Raw genomic sequence first — 16,080 nt, 5'->3', positions numbered from 1 at the left:
TCACGCCGGCTGCTGATCTTCCTGGGCGTCCTCCTGGTGCTGGCGATCTGGCTGTCGCTGGCCCTCGGGCCGGTCAGCCTGCCGTTGCTGGATACGCTGCGCGCCGCGTTGCGGATGGTGGGACTGCCCGTTACCGCCGCCGGCCTGGAGCAGGCCGAACTGATCCTCGGGCAAATCCGCCTGCCGCGTACGCTGCTCGGCCTCGCCGTGGGCGCGGTGCTGGCGCTGTCCGGGGTGGCGATGCAGGGGCTGTTCCGCAACCCGCTGGCCGATCCGGGCCTGGTCGGCGTATCCAGCGGTGCCGCCCTCGGCGCGGCGGTGGCCATTGTCGCCGGGGCCTCGCTGGGCGGCGTGCCCGCGGCGTTCGAGCCTTACCTGCTGTCGTTCTGCGCCTTCGTCGGCGGGCTCGGCGTGACCGCGCTGGTCTATCGGCTCGGTCGTCACGACGGCCAGACCAGCGTCGCCACCATGCTGCTTGCCGGCATCGCCCTGACCGCACTGGCAGGCGCGGCGATCGGACTGTTCACCTATATGGCGGACGACAGCACGCTGCGCAGCCTGACCTTCTGGAACATGGGCAGCCTGAACGGTGCCAGCTACGCGCGGCTCTGGCCCCTGCTGATCGTGGCGTTGGCGGTGTCGCTCTGGTTGCCGCGCCGGGCGCGTGCCTTGAATGCGCTGCTGCTGGGCGAATCCGAGGCGCGTCACCTGGGCTTCGAGGTGGAACGACTGAAGCGCGAGCTGGTGTTCTGCACCGCGCTGGGCGTCGGCGCCGCGGTGGCGGCGGCCGGGCTGATCGGCTTCATCGGGCTGGTGGTGCCGCACCTGGTACGCCTGATCGCCGGGCCCGATCACCGCATCCTGCTGCCGGCTTCGGCCCTCGCCGGCGCCAGCCTGCTGCTGCTCGCCGACCTGGTCGCACGCCTGGCGCTGGCGCCTGCGGAGCTGCCGATAGGCATCGTCACCGCGATGATCGGCGCGCCCTTTTTCCTCTATCTGCTGTTGCGGGGGCGCGCCTGATGTTGTGCTGTCGTGGGCTGGACGTTCGCCGTCGCGACACGCTGGTGCTTGGGGGCGTGGATCTCGACGTGCGTCCCGGCGAGGTGCTTGGCGTGCTCGGCCCCAACGGCGCCGGCAAGAGCACGCTGCTCGCCGCGCTCTGTGGCGAATTGCAGCCGGCCGCGGGCGACGTGACCCTGGACGACCGCGCGCTGGCGCACTGGCCCGGCGCAGAGCGTGCGCAGCGACTGGCCGTGCTGCCGCAGCAGTCGACGCTGAATTTTGCCTTCCGCGTGGAGGAGGTGGTCGGCATGGGGCGCCTGCCGCACGCCAGTGGCCGCGCCCGTGACGCCGAGATCGTCGAGGCGGCGCTGCTGGCGGCGGACGCGGCGCACCTGGCCGGGCGCAGCTACCTGGCATTGTCCGGGGGCGAGCGTCAGCGCGTGCACCTGGCGCGGGTGCTGGCGCAGCTGTGGCCCGGCGCGCAGGGGCAGACGCTGCTGCTCGACGAGCCGACCTCCATGCTCGATCCGCTGCACCAGCACACCACGTTGCAGGCAGTACGCGAATTCGCCTTGCGCGGCGCGGCGGTGCTGCTGATCCTGCATGACCTCAATCTCGCCGCGCGGTACTGCGATCGCCTGCTGTTGCTGGGCGACGGTCGCCCGCAGGTGCTCGGTACGCCCGAGGAGGTGCTGCGGGCCGAGCCGCTAAAGGCGGTGTTCGGGCTCGACGTGCTGGTGCAGCGCCACCCGGAGCGCGGCCATCCGCTGATCATCGCGCGCTGAGCCTTTGCCCGGTGCGAGCTTCCGTTTACCGTGGAGCAATCGTTCTTCCCGAGGAGTCGCGCCATGCGTGCACTGCTGCTGATCTGTCTCGGCCTGCTGTCGGCCTGCCAGAGTCTGGCGCCCATCCCCGCGTGGCAGAGTCCAAAGGGGCGTGATGACCCACAGTTGGGCCAGATCGTCGAGTCGAGCACGGGCGTGAGGCTGACGCCCGCGCAATTGGTCGAGCGCCTGGGTGGAGTCGACCGAGTGCTGGTCGGCGAACAGCACGACAACCCGGATCACCATGCGCTGGAGCTATGGCTGCTGCAGGCGCTCGCCAGCCGGCGTGCACAGGGCAGCGTGCTGCTGGAGATGCTTGAGCCGGCACAACAGGCGAACGTCGACACGGTTCGCCAGCAGGTGGCCGAGGGCACGCCACCGACGGACCTGCCCGCCGCGCTGGCCTGGCAGAAAGGCTGGGATTGGGCAGGCTACAGCCCCCTGGTGCGCTACGTGCTGGCGCAACCCTATCCGTTGCTCGCGGCCAATCTCGATCGCAGCGAGAGCATGGGCATCTATCGCGCGGCGCCGTCGCTGAATGGCAGCGCTTCCACCGCGCCGGCCGTGCGCGAGCCGCTGCTGGAGCAGATTCGCCAGTCGCACTGCGGGTTGCTGCCAGAGTCGCAGCTTCCGGCGATGCTGGCGGTGCAGCAGCAACGCGACCGGCGCATCGCCGAACGCCTGCGCGATGCGCCGCTGCCTGCGCTGTTGTTCACCGGCGCCTACCACGCACGCCGCGACCTGGGCGTGCCGCTGCACCTGACCGACCTCGGCGTGCGCGATGCCAGCGTGCTGCTGCTCGTCGAGGTCGGGCAGCAGGTAGCGCCGGGCAGCGCCGATTTCATCTGGTACACCGCCGCCCAGCCGGAACAGGATCACTGCGCCGAACTGCATCGCTGAGGCCGCCGGATTCAAGAAATCGCAGGCAAAAAAAAGACCCGGCAAAGTGCCGGGTCAATAACCGTGATTAGCCTGATGAGGAGATAACCGAAGAGCCTGATGAGGGACTCTTTGCTTACCTGGCTGATCTCGCGACCAGTTGAGTTAATAATAACAATTCTCATTACATAGTCAACACCCGACCTCCACTTATTTTGTGCCGCCTGAAATCCGCCTCCCGAAAACCACGAACCCGGCACATGGCCGGGTTCGTTTGATGCGGATTCGCTTCAGTCGTCGAGCTGCGCGCGGCGCAACTGGGTGATTTCCTTGTTCATCAGGTCGATGCGCCGGGCCATGCTTTCCACCAGGCTGTGGGCGATGCGCGGATTGCTCTGCATCAGGCTGAGGAACTGCTCCTTGGGAATGACCATCACCGTGCAGGCTTCGCTGGCAACCACGCTGGCGCTGCGCTTCTCTCGGGTGAACACGGCCATCGCGCCGAAGATCTCGTCCTTCTGCACATCGCCGACCTTCTGCCCGTCGACGAACGCTTCGGCATGACCGTCGATGATGATGAACACGTTGTCCGCCTCGTCGCCCTGCTGGATCAACTGGTCGCCGGCGGCGAAATGCTGGAAGCCGGTGGACGGGCGAATCTCCGGCTGCTTCAGTCGTGCCACCGCGTCGGAGAGGAGGGCGGTCTGGCCGATCAGGTACTGCAGGAACAGCTCCTGGCGTTGCTCGTCGGCATAGATGTGGCGGAAGACTTCGGTGCGGTTGTAAGGGATCAGGCTGACGCTTTCCTCGCTGCTGTAGCGGCAGGAGGGCATGTCGATGCCCTGGCGCAGGCCGAGCAGATCGCCTTCCTGCAGATAGAACAGCGGGCGGTCCTCCACGGAGGCATGCAGCAGGCCGCTTTCGATGACGAACAGCCGCGTACCCGGGAGCGCTTCGGCGAGATCGTCGGTGGGGTCGAGCTGCAGCGCAGGGCCGGCCGGCGCGAGATCTTTCAGCAGTTGCGTGGGGATGCTCTGCAGGCGATTGATCAGCTGATCGGCGTAGGCCGGTTGCTCCCCGAGTAGGTACATGACAGTAATCCTTGAACTGGCTGGGCTGGCAAAAGCGTACGAACGGCCCAACGATAAAGGGCGCCGCTTCGCGCGTAAATCATCTCATACGCAGCCTGTGAGCTAGCGCTTAAATGTGGCGTTCACTGTTGCAGCCGGGCGTTCAGTTCCGCCTTGTGCGCCTCTGGCAACTGGTTCCAGTGGATGTCCAGCAGCGCGCCCTCGATGGCATACAGCAGCACCCGCGAGGCCCGGAAACCTCGTGCCCGGACGCTGCGATAGGCTTCTACCGCGCCGAGGCGGCGCAGGTCGGAGGGCGTGTGGATGCCCACGGCGTGCAGCCACTGGGCGGACGTCTTGCCGAGGTTCTTCATGCTCTGCAGTTCGTCATTCATCGTGCCTCCTTGCGCGGGTTGGGGTCAGCCCGCGGGATAACCGGCGAGGAAATGTAGCGGCCAGGACACCCGCCGCTGGTGCCTGTCGTTGCCCCACGCCTGACGCAGCGCCGGCATCAGGTCGGCGATCGGGTCATGCCCGTGCTGGCGCTCCCAGCGTTGAACTGCCGACCAGGTGCGCAGGTAGCCTGCCAGCTGCTCCAGGCTCCAGTGCGCCTGCATGCTGAACGCCGGCACGTCGAGGCGTGGAAAGGGCGGCTGCAGGTCGCGGTACTCGGCCTCGATGCTGGCGCGACCTTCCGGCCAGCAGCCGTCGAGGGTGACGTGGTACAGGTGGTCGACCAGCGCATCGGTGCGCGCATCGATGCGCATCAGCCCGTAGCACCAGGCGGCGAACAGGCCACCGGACACCAGCAGGCGGCGCGTCTCGGCGAAGAATGCCGGCGTGGCGAACCAGTGCAGCGCCTGAGCGACGACGATCAGGTCCAGGCTGCCATCCGCCAGCGGCTGCCGTGCGGCATCGGCGGCGAACAGCGCCACGCCGTCGACGTCCGCTGCCTGCAGTTGCTCGACGCTGGCATCGCAACCCAGCACCCATTCGAAGCGTTTCGCCAGCGGGCGGCTGGCCTGGCCGTTTCCGCAAGCGATGTCGAGGGCATGTCGGCGGCGCGGCGCGCGATCGGCGAGCCAGTCGAACAGCGCATCCGGGTAGTGCGGGCGGAAGCTCGCGTAAGCGCCCGCACGGGCGCCGAACAGTTGCACGACCTCGCTCATCGGCTGCCACTGCGGTAGCGCAGGCGAGTGCCGAAATTCAGCGACATGAGGATTTCATCGGCGCTCAGCGCTTCCGGGAAATAGGTGCCGGATATCTGGGCGTGGGCGATGCTGGCGCCCTCCATGCGCACCTGGCGAAGGTCCAGCCCGCGCAGGTCGGCGCCGCGGAAATAGGCGTCGGTGAAGTTGATCCGCTCCGGATTCAGCCGACGCAGGTCGAGCCCGCGAAAGTCGCCGCCGGAAAGATCGATCTCGCCTTCCTGCGGCTTGCCTTCGTTGAAGGCGTGGACCTTGTCATCGCGCAACAGGACATAGAGCGGGTTGTCGAGTTGATGTGGCTGGCTCATGGCGAGCTCCCGGTGGAAAGCTACTCGCCAGTATAGAGGGTGCGGCGCGCTCTGCCCGGCACACACGGGCGGCCTCAGAGGCCGGGAAGACGGTCGCGGATGCGCGCCACCAGGCTGTCCAGGCTGGCGGCGTCGTGGGTGTCGACGCGTTTGCTGTGCGCCTGGTGTTCGGCGTCCAGCGGTTCGCGGGTGGTCTGCTGGGTCTTGATCACCTCCAGCGTCGCGTCGGAGGGGTCGCGCGCCTCCTGCTGCCGCTGTTCCAGCCAGCCGGCGATCACCGCCTCAGGCGCCTGGCAGTCGAGGATCAGGAAGGGCACGCCGGTCTCTTCGGCGACCTGGGCCGCGCCGCGCCGCTGCGCCTGCTTGAGGTAGGTGGCGTCGATCACCACCGGAAAGCCGGCGTGCAGCACGGTATCGGCCAGCCGGTGCAGATGCTGGTAGGTGGCGAGGCTGGCGTCGGGGTGATAGATGCCGGCGTCCAGATGGCCCTTGTCGGTGCTCTGCTGGGTGCCGAACAGGCGTTTGCGTTCGACGTCCGAGCGCAGGCGGATGGCACCCAGCGCTTCGACCAGGCGCAGCGCGACGTGGCTCTTGCCGACTGCCGATACGCCGTGGGTGATCGCCAGGAAGCGCGAGGGGATGGCGCTGTAGCTTTCCGCCAGGCTGGCGTAGCGGCGGTACTGGCGCAGCGCGGCGGCGCGCTCCACCGGGGTGCTCTGCTCGGTCAGACCGAACAGCGTGACCTTGGCCCGAACCATGGCGCGGTAGGCCTTGTAGTAGTTGAGCAGTTCCAGCCCCTGGTAGTCGCCGGTCAGCTCCAGGTAGCCGCTGAGGAAGCGCCGCGCCAGGCACTTGAGGCCGCGATCTTCCAGGTCCATGACCAGGAAGCCGACATCGGCATAGGTGTCGGTGAGGCGGAAGGGTTCGTTGAACTCGATGCAGTCGAACAGCACCACCTGGCCGTCGACGACAGCAGCGTTGCCCAAGTGGATGTCGCCGTGGCACTCGCGGATGAAGCCCTCGGCCTTGCGCTGGGCGAACAAGCCTTCGAGGCGCTCGAAACTGCTGTCGGCCCAGGCTTGCAGGGCATCGAGCTGGGTCAGGTCGGCGGCGTCGCGCAGCAGCGGGCGGATCTGCTCGAAGTTCTGCGTCACCGGCGCGCGCACGTTTTCCGGCGAGCCCAGCGGGTTGTCCGCCGGCACCTTGGGGGCGGCCAGGTGGAAGTGCGCGATCGATCCGGCCAACTGGTCGATCTGCGCGTTGCCCAGCTCGCCCCTGGCCTGTACCGCGCTGAGCAGGTCGCTTTGCGGAAACTGCTTCATGCGGATGGCGTACTCGATGGGCGCGACGTCGGCGTTCAGCATCGGGGCCTCGGGGCGGCCGCCGATGGCGATCACATCGAGGTAGAGGTTCTGGGTCAGGCGCTGGTTGAGGCGCACTTCCTCTTCGCAGAAATGCTTGCGGGCCTCGAGCGTGGTGAAGTCGAGGAAGCCGAAATTCACCGGCTTCTTGATCTTGTAGGCAAAGGGGCCGGTGAGCAGGACCCAGGAGATATGCGTCTCGATGACCTGGAATCCCTCGACAGGGTGGGCGTACAGGGCCGGGTTCTGCAGCGCGGCTATCAGTGCTTGGCTCACGGTCTTTCCTTGCCTTCGGGTTCTTTCGGAGCCGGCATTATGGCGACTGCGGGCGGTGATGCAAACCGCCGGGAGGCGCCTGCCCGGCCCTGGCAAAGTGCGTATAATCCGCCGCCATGACTCGTTCCCGCTCCTCTCGCTCCCGTGCCAAACGCCCCTCCGGCGGCTGGCGAACTCTATTCGGCTGGGTGTTGAAGCTGGGCCTCGTCGGCCTGGTCGCACTGGCCGGTTTCGCGGTTTATCTCGATGCCGTGGTCCAGGAAAAATTCTCCGGCAAGCGCTGGACGGTTCCGGCCAAGGTCTATGCGCGCCCGCTGGAACTGTTCACCGGGCTGAAGCTGGGCAAGGACGACTTCCTTCAGGAACTCGATGCACTCGGCTACCGACGCGAGCCCTCCGTGGAGGGGCCTGGCTCCGCCTCGGTGGCAGGCAATACCGTCGACCTCTATACCCGCGGCTTCCAGTTCTACGAGGGCGCCGAGCCCTCCAAGTCGATCCGCGTGCGCTTCTCCGGCAGCTACGTCGCCGGCCTCAGCCAGGCCGACGGCAAGGACCTCGCCGTGGCGCGTCTGGAGCCGCTGATGATCGGCGGCATCTACCCGGCGCATAACGAGGACCGCATCCTGATCAAGCTGGATCAGGTGCCCGCCTACCTGGTGGAAACCCTGGTGGCGGTGGAGGATCGCGAGTTCTTCCACCACTTCGGTGTCTCGCCCAAATCCATCGCCCGCGCCATGTGGGTCAACGCCAGTGCCGGCCAGTTGCGCCAGGGTGGCAGCACGCTGACCCAGCAGCTGGTGAAGAACTTCTACCTGACCAACGAGCGCAGTCTCACCCGCAAGGCCACCGAAGCGATGATGGCGGTGCTGCTGGAGATGCACTACGACAAGAATGACATCCTCGAAGGCTACCTCAACGAGGTGTTCCTCGGGCAGGACGGCCAGCGTTCGATCAACGGCTTTGGCCTGGCCAGCCAGTACTTCTTCAGCCAGCCGCTCTCCGAACTCAAGCTGCATCAGGTCGCCCTGCTGGTCGGTATGGTCAAGGGGCCGACCTACTACAACCCGCGGCGCAATCCCGAACGCGCGCTGGAACGGCGCAACCTGGTGCTCGACGTGCTCGCCGAGCAGGGCGTGGTCACCCCCGAGGAAGCCGCGGCGGCCAAGCAGAAACCGCTGGGTGTGACCTCCCGCGGCAGCATGGCCGATACCTCGTATCCAGGCTTCATTGACCTGGTCAAGCGGCAGATGCGCGAGGATTACCGCGAGGAAGACCTCACCGAGGAAGGCCTGCGCATCTTCACCAGCTTCGACCCGATCCTGCAGTTCAAGGCCGAAAGCGCGATGGCCGAGACCTTCAAGCGCCTGGGCACGCGCAAGGGCATCGATCAGGTCGAGGCGGCGATGGTCGTGACCAACCCCGAAACCGGCGAGGTGCAGGCGCTGATCGGCAGTCGTCAGCCGCGTTTCGCCGGCTTCAACCGGGCGATCGACGCGGTGCGGCCGATCGGCTCGCTGGTCAAGCCGGCGGTCTATCTCACCGCGCTGGAGCAACCCAGCCGCTACACCCTGACCAGCATCGTGCAGGACGAGCCGTTCTCGGTGAAGGGCAAGGACGGCCAGGTCTGGAGTCCGCAGAACTTCGATCACAAGGCGCGTGGCTCGATCTTCCTCTATCAGGGGCTGGCCAACTCGCTCAACCTGTCGACGGCCAAGCTCGGCCTGGAGCTGGGTGTGCCGAACGTTTTGAAGACCCTCGAGCGGCTGGGCATTTCGCGGCAGTGGCCGGCATTCCCGTCGATGCTTCTCGGCGCTGGTTCGCTGAGCCCGATGGAAGTCAGCAACATGTACCAGACGCTCGCCAACGGCGGCTTCAACACGCCGTTGCGCGGTATCCGCAGCGTGCTGGCGGCGGACGGCGAGCCGCTCAAGCGCTATCCGTTCCAGATCCAGCAGCGCTTCGATCCGGGTGCCATCTACCTGGTGCAGAACGCCATGCAGCGGGTGATGCGCGAAGGCACCGGGCGCTCGGTCTACAACCAGTTGCCGGCGTCGCTGACCCTGGCCGGCAAGACCGGCACATCCAACGACTCGCGTGACAGCTGGTTCGCCGGCTTCAGCCAGGACCTGCTGGCGGTGGTCTGGCTCGGCCGCGACGACAACGGGCAGACCCCGCTGACCGGCGCCACCGGCGCGCTACAGGTGTGGACGAACTTCATGCGCAGGTCCGATCCGCTGCCGCTGGACATGCCGATGCCGGACAATGTGGTGTTGGCCTGGATCGACGCGAGTACCGGGCAGGGTTCCGACCAGAGCTGCCCGAATTCCGTACAGATGCCGTATATTCGCGGCAGCGAGCCGCCGGCCGGCACCGGCTGTGGCGGCATTCAGGCGCCCGTCGACTCGGTGATGGACTGGGTCAAGGGCTGGCTGCCATGAGCCAGGAGGTTATGAAGTTGAACAAGGTTTTCCCTGCACTGGCGGTTCTCGCCCTGCTCGCCGGCTGCACCACCAACCCGCGCGGCTCGGTGCCCGTCGTCGACGCCGGCGCGCCGGTCTCCAACGGCGAACAGCGCTTCGCCCGCAGTGGCGGCTACACCCCGCCCGCCGCGCGAACCCAGCCCCGCGCCATCGAGGAAGATTCCGGCGTGGTGGTGATGGTGCCCGGTGGCGCCGGATCGTCGCCGGTGCAGAGCTATCCGGCGACTTCCACCCCATACGGCGGCGCGACCAGCAGCGCACCGATCAGCACCACGCCGATCACCGTCGGCCCGGTGACCGGCGGCAGCTATTCCGCGCCGGCCCCGTACGCCTCGACGCCGCAGTACGCGGCGCCCGCGCCGAGCGGTATCCCCAGCGCAGGCGGCAGCGTGCTGTCCGCCGATGAACAGCTCGACGGACCGGTGCTGGCGCTGCTGACCTCGGCGCAGCAACAGCAGAGCGGCGGCGATCTCAACGGCGCGTCATCCAGCCTCGAGCGTGCCCAGCGCATTGCCCCGCGCGAGCCGCAGGTGCTCTATCGCCTCGCCGAAGTGCGGCTGGCCCAGGGCGACGCCGCCCAGGCCGAGCAACTGGCGCGGCGCGGGCTGACCTACGCCAACGGTCGCCCCGCCTTGCAGGGCAGCCTGTGGAACCTGATCGCCCAGGCCCGCGAACGGCAGGGCGACAGCGCGGGTGCCGCCCAGGCGCGCGCTCAGGCGAAGGTCAGTCTGTAGTGGATTCGCGTTTCCCGGCGGTGGCCGAGCAGTTGTTGCTGATCGAGCGCGAGCTGCGGGTACAGGGCTGGTGGGCTGACGTCTCACCGAGCGAGGCCGCGCTGTCCAGCCCCGAGCCGTTCTGCATCGATACGCTGGAGTTCGAGCAATGGCTGCAGTGGATCTTTCTGCCGCGGATGAAGCTGCTGCTGGAAAACGACGCCGCGCTGCCGACGGTATCCGGAATCCGCGAAATGGCTGAAGAGGTCTATCGCGACAGGGTCTATCAGGCGCGAGGGCTGCTGGAGGCCCTCGGCGAATTCGACCGACTGATCGTCGGTCGAGGCTAGCGGGTCACTTGCTGCAGTTTTCGGCGATCGCCTTCTGGCTCTCGGCGATCCGCGACTGGCGCTCGTCCTCGCGCAGACGACGCACCTGCCCATCGATGTTCACCTGCACCCGCGGATTGTTCTGCAACTGGGCGAGGTTGGTCCGCACCGCATCGCAGTAACGCTTGCGCTCGGCCTCGCGCGCGGCGACCTCTTCCTTCACCTTGGCGTCGATCGCGCCCTGCTCGTCGTCTTCCATCTGGCTGTCGAGCTTTGGCAGGCTGCCTGGCGAAGGAACCTGCGCTGCCGGCTTGGGAGGCGCCGCCGCGGTGTCTACCGCCGTGGCGGCCTGGCCCTGTGGCGGTTGCGAGCCGAAATGAGTGATGCCTTCGGCGTCCACCCATTTGTAGACCTGGGCCGAAACGGGGGCGGCGAGAGCCAGCAGCAGGCTGCCGGCGAGGATCATGCGGTGCATGCGGTGTCCTTGGATTAGCGGTGGTACGTGCCACTACTATAACCAAAAGCCGCTCGTCGCGATCCTGCACCGCATCACGGCCTAATCCAATAAAGCATGACGCGCGACTTGACTTGCGCTGGTCTAATCCGAACAATTCAACGCTCGCTGTAGTGGGGTCCGCCGCAAGCAGGCCGCAGCTCAGCAGACATGAGGCGCATACCCGCGCCGACCTGTAACACCCGCAACGCGTTACCTCGCGCTGGGTGGGATGGCACCGCAACAGTCTGGCGCCTTCCCAATACTTGCTCAGTCAGTAGCTGACGTAGTCGGCGACCACCGTCGCTCATGCTCTGCTTGGCAGTAGACCTATTAGGGCCATCCATCGTGGATGGCATTCTGGCGTTCTAGAGGTGACAAACGTGGAGCTCTTATCTGGCGCTGAAATGGTCGTCCGCTTCCTGCGTGACGAAGGCGTTAAGTACATCTATGGGTACCCGGGTGGTGCCCTCCTGCATATCTACGATGCCCTGTTCAAGGAACCGGCTGTAACGCACATCCTGGTTCGCCACGAACAGGCCGCCACGCACATGGCCGATGGCTATGCGCGGGCGACCGGCCGTGCCGGCGTGGTACTGGTGACCTCGGGTCCCGGTGCGACCAACGCCATCACCGGCATCGCCACCGCGTACATGGATTCGATCCCGATGGTGGTCATCTCCGGCCAGGTAGCGAGCACCGTGGTCGGTACCGATGCCTTCCAGGAAACCGACATGGTCGGCGTCTCCCGGCCGATCGTGAAGCACAGCTTCATGATCAAGCACCCGTCGGAAATCCCCGAGGTTCTGAAGAAGGCCTTCTACATCGCCGAATCCGGTCGTCCCGGCCCGGTGGTGGTGGACATTCCCAAGGACATGGGCGATCCGACGCAGAAGTTCGAGTACGTCCATCCCAAGAAGGTCAAGCTGCGCTCCTACAGCCCGGCCGTTCGCGGGCACTCGGGGCAGATCCGCAAGGCAGCCGAGATGCTGCTCGCGGCCAAGCGCCCGGTGATGTACTCCGGCGGTGGCGTGATCATGGGCGGTGCTTCCGCGGCCCTGACCGAGCTGGCGCAACTGCTGAACCTGCCGGTCACCAATACGCTGATGGGCCTGGGTGCCTATCCGGGTAGCGATCGCCAGTTCGTCGGCATGCTCGGCATGCACGGCAGCTACACAGCCAACCTGGCGATGCACCACGCCGACGTCATCCTCGCCGTCGGTGCGCGCTTCGACGACCGCGTGATCAACGGCGAGACGGCGGCGAAGTTCTGCCCGAACGCGAAGATCATCCATATCGACATCGACCCGGCGTCTATCTCGAAGACCGTCAAGGCAGACATCCCGATCGTAGGACCGGTGGACAGCGTGCTCGCCGAGATGGTCGCAGTGCTCAAGGAAATCGGCCAGACGCCGAATAAGGAAACCGTCGCCAGTTGGTGGAAGCAGATCGAAGAGTGGCGTGGCGACCGCGGCCTGTTCCCGTATGACAAGGGTGACGGTTCGATCATCAAGCCGCAGGCGGTGATCGAAGCGCTTTACGACGTGACCCGGGGCGACGCCTATATCACCTCCGATGTGGGCCAGCACCAGATGTTCGCGGCGCAGTACTACCGCTACAACAAGCCCAACCGCTGGATCAACTCCGGCGGCCTCGGCACCATGGGCTTCGGCTTCCCGGCGGCGATGGGCGTCAAGCTCAACTTTCCGGATGACGACGTGGCCTGCGTGACCGGCGAGGGCAGCATCCAGATGAACATCCAGGAGCTGTCGACCTGCCTGCAGTACGACCTGCCGGTGAAGATCGTCAACCTCAACAACGGCGCGCTGGGCATGGTCCGCCAATGGCAGGACATGCAGTACAGCAGCCGCTACTCGCACTCCTACATGGAGTCGCTGCCCGACTTCGTCAAGCTGGCCGAGGCCTATGGCCACGTCGGCATGCGCATCACCGAGCTGAAGGACCTCAAGCCGGGCCTGGAGGAAGCCTTCGCGATGAAGAATCGCCTGGTGTTCCTCGATATCGCGGTGGATACCAGCGAGCACGTCTACCCGATGCAGATCCGGGGCGGCGCGATGCGTGACATGTGGCTGAGCAAGACGGAGCGGACCTGAGCATGCGACACATCATTTCCCTGTTGCTGGAAAACGAACCGGGCGCGCTGTCCCGCGTGGTCGGCCTGTTCTCCCAACGCAACTACAACATCGAAAGCCTCACCGTGGCGCCGACCGAGGACCCGACCCTGTCGCGTCTGACCCTGACCACCGTCGGCCAGGATGAAGTCATCGAGCAGATCACCAAGAACCTCAACAAGCTGATCGAGGTGGTCAAGCTGGTGAACCTGTCCGAGAGCGCCCACATCGAGCGCGAGCTGATGCTGGTGAAGGTCAAGGCCACCGGCGCGCAGCGCGCCGAGGTCAAGCGCACCACCGATATCTTCCGCGGGCAGATCGTCGATGTCACCAGCAGCGTCTACACGATCCAGTTGGCGGGAACCAGCGACAAGCTGGACAGCTTCATTCAGGCGGTCGGCACCGCGTCGATCCTGGAGACCGTACGCAGCGGCGTCACCGGTATCTCCCGTGGCGACAAAGTGCTGAGCATCTGACCCAATTAGCGAGTGGCCGCGAGGCCCAACAGGTAAATAGAAGGAAACGTTCATGAAAGTTTATTACGACAAAGACTGCGACCTCTCCATCGTTCAGGGCATGAAAGTCGCCATCATCGGCTACGGCTCGCAGGGTCACGCCCATGCGTGCAACCTGAAGGACTCGGGCGTCGACGTCACCGTCGGCCTGCGTGCAGGTTCCGCCACCGTCGCCAAGGCCGAAGCCCATGGCCTGAAAGTCACCGACGTGCCGAGCGCCGTCGCTGCCGCCGACGTGGTGATGATCCTCACCCCGGACGAGTTCCAGTCGCAGCTGTACAAGAACGAGATCGAGCCGAACTTGAAGAAGGGCGCGACCCTGGCTTTCGCCCACGGCTTCGCCATCCATTACAACCAGGTCGTTCCGCGTGCCGACCTCGACGTGATCATGATCGCGCCGAAGGCGCCGGGCCACACCGTGCGCTCCGAGTTCGTCAAGGGCGGCGGCATCCCTGACCTGGTCGCGATCTATCAGGACGCTTCCGGCAATGCCAAGAACGTCGCCCTGTCCTACGCCTGCGGCGTGGGCGGTGGTCGTACCGGCATCATCGAAACCACCTTCAAGGACGAAACCGAAACCGACCTGTTCGGCGAGCAGGCCGTTCTCTGTGGCGGTTGCGTCGAGCTGGTCAAGGCCGGCTTCGAAACCCTGGTCGAAGCCGGTTACGCGCCGGAAATGGCCTACTTCGAGTGCCTGCACGAGCTGAAGCTGATCGTCGACCTCATGTACGAAGGCGGTATCGCCAACATGAACTACTCGATCTCCAATAACGCCGAGTACGGCGAGTACGTGACCGGCCCGGAAGTTATCAACGCGGAATCCCGTCAGGCCATGCGCAACGCACTCAAGCGCATCCAGAATGGCGAGTACGCGAAGATGTTCATCGCCGAAGGCGCCGGCAACTACCCGTCCATGACGGCGTATCGTCGCAACAACGCCGCTCACCCGATCGAGCAGGTCGGCGAGCGTCTGCGCGCGATGATGCCCTGGATCTCGGCCAACAAGATCGTCGACAAAGCCAAGAACTAAGGCTGGTTGCACGAATGAAAAAAACGCGGCTTCGGCCGCGTTTTTTCGTTACAGGCCCGTTCTGGTATAAAACGCCACGCAGGCGCAAGCTCGAACCCTGAATGTTCGACCCTGTCCAATTTACGAATCCGTTGCAAGGTACTGCTAATGACCGATCAACCTGAGGAACCGAAAAAAGACCCCCTGGCCGACAGTCTGTTGCCCATCGATGAACACATCGAAGAAGGTCACGACGCCGAGGGGCGCAAGGTTCGTCACCGCGGCGTCTACCTTCTGCCTAACCTGTTCACCACGGCCAATCTGTTCGCAGGCTTCTATTCCATCATCAGCGCAATGAACGGCCGCTTCGAGGTCGCCGCGGTAACGATCTTCGTCGCCATGGTGCTGGACAGCCTCGATGGACGTGTCGCCCGCCTGACCAATACGCAGAGTGCCTTCGGCGCTGAATACGATTCGCTGTCCGACATGGTTGCCTTCGGCCTGGCACCGGCGGTGTTGGCCTACGAGTGGGCGCTGTCCGGGTTGGTCAACGTCGGCCTGACGGTCGCGTTCATCTATGTCGCCTGCGCGGCATTGCGCCTGGCGCGCTTCAATACGCAGATCGGCAAGGTCGACAAGCGCTTCTTCATTGGTCTTGCCAGCCCGGCGGCAGCGGGTGTGGTGGCCGGCACCGTGTGGACGCTGCGCGACTTCGGCGTGGAAGGCGTGCATATGCCGATCCCGCTGGTGATGCTGTTCGCATTGATGGTGGCTGCCGCTGGCCTGCTGATGGTCAGCAACATCAAGTACTACAGCTTCAAGGATCTGGACTTGAAAGGGCGTGTGCCGTTTGTGGCCATCCTTATCGTAGTGCTGGTGTTCGCCGTCATCTTCAGCGACCCGCCGCGAGTTCTCCTGCTTATCTTCCTGGCCTATGCGCTTTCCGGTCCCGTGCAGTTCCTTATGCGTCGCCGCAAGAAAGCGGTTCTCTAAAGAGGTGGGCTCCGCACCAGCCCCGTTGTGACTGGCGTATCGCCAGCTCACGGCGGGGCTTTTCTTTGTCCGGATAGTGGTATTGGCGGTTATGTAGGTGGATTTCGGGCGTTTCTCGAAAAAAAGCCGCTTTTAGTGTTGACGGCTAATTCTGAGCCCCTATAATGCGCACCACTTCCGGCGCAGTCCTCAAGTAAAACCTCTTGTAAATCAATGGGTTGAGCGAATAAAGAGGGTTGCATCGGTGGCGGATTCGAGTAGAATGCGCCGGGCTGACAGGGTGGTGGTTTGATCCTGTTGGTGGCTTCGATCGAAATGATCGGAAGCGGAAAAAGAGGTGTTGACAGCGGGTTTGAACGCTGTAGAATTCGCCTCCCGCTGACGAGGAGTTTGAAAGATCGGAAGCGGCAAGCGGTTGAGTAGAAAAGAGATTTTCGAAAATAAGCTTGACAGATTGAAAGGCTGCTGTAGAATGCGCGGCCTCGGTT

General features: G+C 65.1%; 17 protein-coding genes. 10 read left to right on the top strand and 7 right to left on the bottom strand.

All coding sequences use genetic code 11. From position 1 onward, the window contains the following. Positions 1 to 36 precede the first annotated feature (36 nt). From BLV15_RS00085 to BLV15_RS00075, 3 genes are all read left to right on the top strand, one after another. A complete protein-coding gene (locus tag BLV15_RS00085; RefSeq protein WP_175534285.1) occupies positions 37 to 1,020 on the top strand; it encodes a FecCD family ABC transporter permease in 984 nt (327 codons plus the stop codon). Further along, positions 1,020 to 1,787, top strand: coding sequence for a heme ABC transporter ATP-binding protein (locus BLV15_RS00080; protein ID WP_090223557.1), 768 nt, complete (start codon positions 1,020 to 1,022; stop codon positions 1,785 to 1,787). The genes BLV15_RS00085 and BLV15_RS00080 overlap by 1 nt, the downstream gene beginning before the upstream one ends. 63 nt (positions 1,788 to 1,850) lie before the next feature. Next, complete coding sequence (locus BLV15_RS00075; protein ID WP_090223556.1) at positions 1,851 to 2,726, top strand: ChaN family lipoprotein; 876 nt, start codon at positions 1,851 to 1,853, stop codon at positions 2,724 to 2,726. Between the two features lie 269 nt (positions 2,727 to 2,995). On the opposite strand, the gene BLV15_RS00070 is transcribed toward BLV15_RS00075, so the two are convergent. The 5 genes from BLV15_RS00070 to BLV15_RS00050 form a co-directional block, all read right to left on the bottom strand. Continuing rightward, complete coding sequence (locus tag BLV15_RS00070; RefSeq protein WP_090223554.1) at positions 2,996 to 3,796, bottom strand: Crp/Fnr family transcriptional regulator; 801 nt, start codon at positions 3,794 to 3,796, stop codon at positions 2,996 to 2,998. 122 nt (positions 3,797 to 3,918) lie between these two features. Continuing rightward, the gene (locus BLV15_RS00065) at positions 3,919 to 4,170 is read right to left on the bottom strand and encodes a TfoX/Sxy family protein (protein WP_090223552.1); all 252 of its coding nucleotides are present in this window, start codon (positions 4,168 to 4,170) and stop codon (positions 3,919 to 3,921) included. 24 nt (positions 4,171 to 4,194) lie between these two features. Then, positions 4,195 to 4,944: a class I SAM-dependent methyltransferase gene (locus BLV15_RS00060; RefSeq protein WP_090223550.1), complete on the bottom strand. Its 750-nt coding sequence runs from the start codon at positions 4,942 to 4,944 to the stop codon at positions 4,195 to 4,197. Further along, positions 4,941 to 5,291, bottom strand: coding sequence for a pentapeptide repeat-containing protein (locus tag BLV15_RS00055; protein ID WP_090223548.1), 351 nt, complete (start codon positions 5,289 to 5,291; stop codon positions 4,941 to 4,943). Before BLV15_RS00055 ends, BLV15_RS00060 begins: the two co-directional genes overlap by 4 nt. Before the next feature lie 74 nt (positions 5,292 to 5,365). Then, positions 5,366 to 6,928: a bifunctional aminoglycoside phosphotransferase/ATP-binding protein gene (locus BLV15_RS00050; protein WP_090223547.1), complete on the bottom strand. Its 1,563-nt coding sequence runs from the start codon at positions 6,926 to 6,928 to the stop codon at positions 5,366 to 5,368. Between the two features lie 116 nt (positions 6,929 to 7,044). Between BLV15_RS00050 and mrcB the strand changes: the two genes are divergently transcribed. Genes mrcB through BLV15_RS00035 form a run of 3 tightly spaced genes read left to right on the top strand, consistent with a single transcriptional unit; the run spans position 7,045 to position 10,471 of the window. Next, positions 7,045 to 9,366: a penicillin-binding protein 1B gene (gene mrcB, locus BLV15_RS00045; protein ID WP_090223545.1), complete on the top strand. Its 2,322-nt coding sequence runs from the start codon at positions 7,045 to 7,047 to the stop codon at positions 9,364 to 9,366. A gap of 17 nt (positions 9,367 to 9,383) precedes the next feature. After that, positions 9,384 to 10,142, top strand: a complete 759-nt coding sequence (locus BLV15_RS00040; protein ID WP_090225139.1) for a tetratricopeptide repeat protein — start codon at positions 9,384 to 9,386, stop codon at positions 10,140 to 10,142. Further along, on the top strand, positions 10,142 to 10,471 hold the full coding sequence (locus BLV15_RS00035) for a YqcC family protein (protein ID WP_090223543.1): 330 nt from the start codon (positions 10,142 to 10,144) through the stop codon (positions 10,469 to 10,471). Before BLV15_RS00040 ends, BLV15_RS00035 begins: the two co-directional genes overlap by 1 nt. A 4-nt stretch (positions 10,472 to 10,475) precedes the next feature. Here BLV15_RS00035 and BLV15_RS00030 read toward each other — a convergent pair whose 3' ends face one another. Continuing rightward, a complete protein-coding gene (locus BLV15_RS00030; RefSeq protein ID WP_090223541.1) occupies positions 10,476 to 10,925 on the bottom strand; it encodes a DUF4124 domain-containing protein in 450 nt (149 codons plus the stop codon). A gap of 401 nt (positions 10,926 to 11,326) precedes the next feature. Here BLV15_RS00030 and BLV15_RS00025 point away from each other — a divergent pair, with 401 nt between their 5' ends. The 4 genes from BLV15_RS00025 (at position 11,327) to pssA (ending at position 15,592) form a co-directional block, all read left to right on the top strand. Continuing rightward, a complete protein-coding gene (locus tag BLV15_RS00025) occupies positions 11,327 to 13,057 on the top strand; it encodes an acetolactate synthase 3 large subunit (protein ID WP_090223539.1) in 1,731 nt (576 codons plus the stop codon). Positions 13,058 to 13,059: 2 nt separating this feature from the next. Next, a complete protein-coding gene (ilvN, locus tag BLV15_RS00020; protein ID WP_090223537.1) occupies positions 13,060 to 13,551 on the top strand; it encodes an acetolactate synthase small subunit in 492 nt (163 codons plus the stop codon). 52 nt (positions 13,552 to 13,603) lie between these two features. After that, entirely contained in the window at positions 13,604 to 14,620 is a 1,017-nt protein-coding gene (ilvC, locus tag BLV15_RS00015) for a ketol-acid reductoisomerase (protein ID WP_090223535.1), read from the top strand. Between the two features lie 147 nt (positions 14,621 to 14,767). Continuing rightward, positions 14,768 to 15,592: a CDP-diacylglycerol--serine O-phosphatidyltransferase gene (gene pssA, locus BLV15_RS00010; protein WP_090223533.1), complete on the top strand. Its 825-nt coding sequence runs from the start codon at positions 14,768 to 14,770 to the stop codon at positions 15,590 to 15,592. A 210-nt stretch (positions 15,593 to 15,802) separates the two neighbouring features. Here the strand turns inward: pssA and BLV15_RS22210 are convergent. Continuing rightward, on the bottom strand, positions 15,803 to 16,080 hold a 278-nt coding region (locus BLV15_RS22210; protein WP_245728106.1), incomplete at its 5' end, for a hypothetical protein.

It is taken from the genome of Pseudomonas kuykendallii (genome assembly GCF_900106975.1).
Lineage (GTDB): Bacteria > Pseudomonadota > Gammaproteobacteria > Pseudomonadales > Pseudomonadaceae > Pseudomonas_O > Pseudomonas_O kuykendallii.
This window is presented reverse-complemented; position numbering and strand designations above follow the sequence as displayed.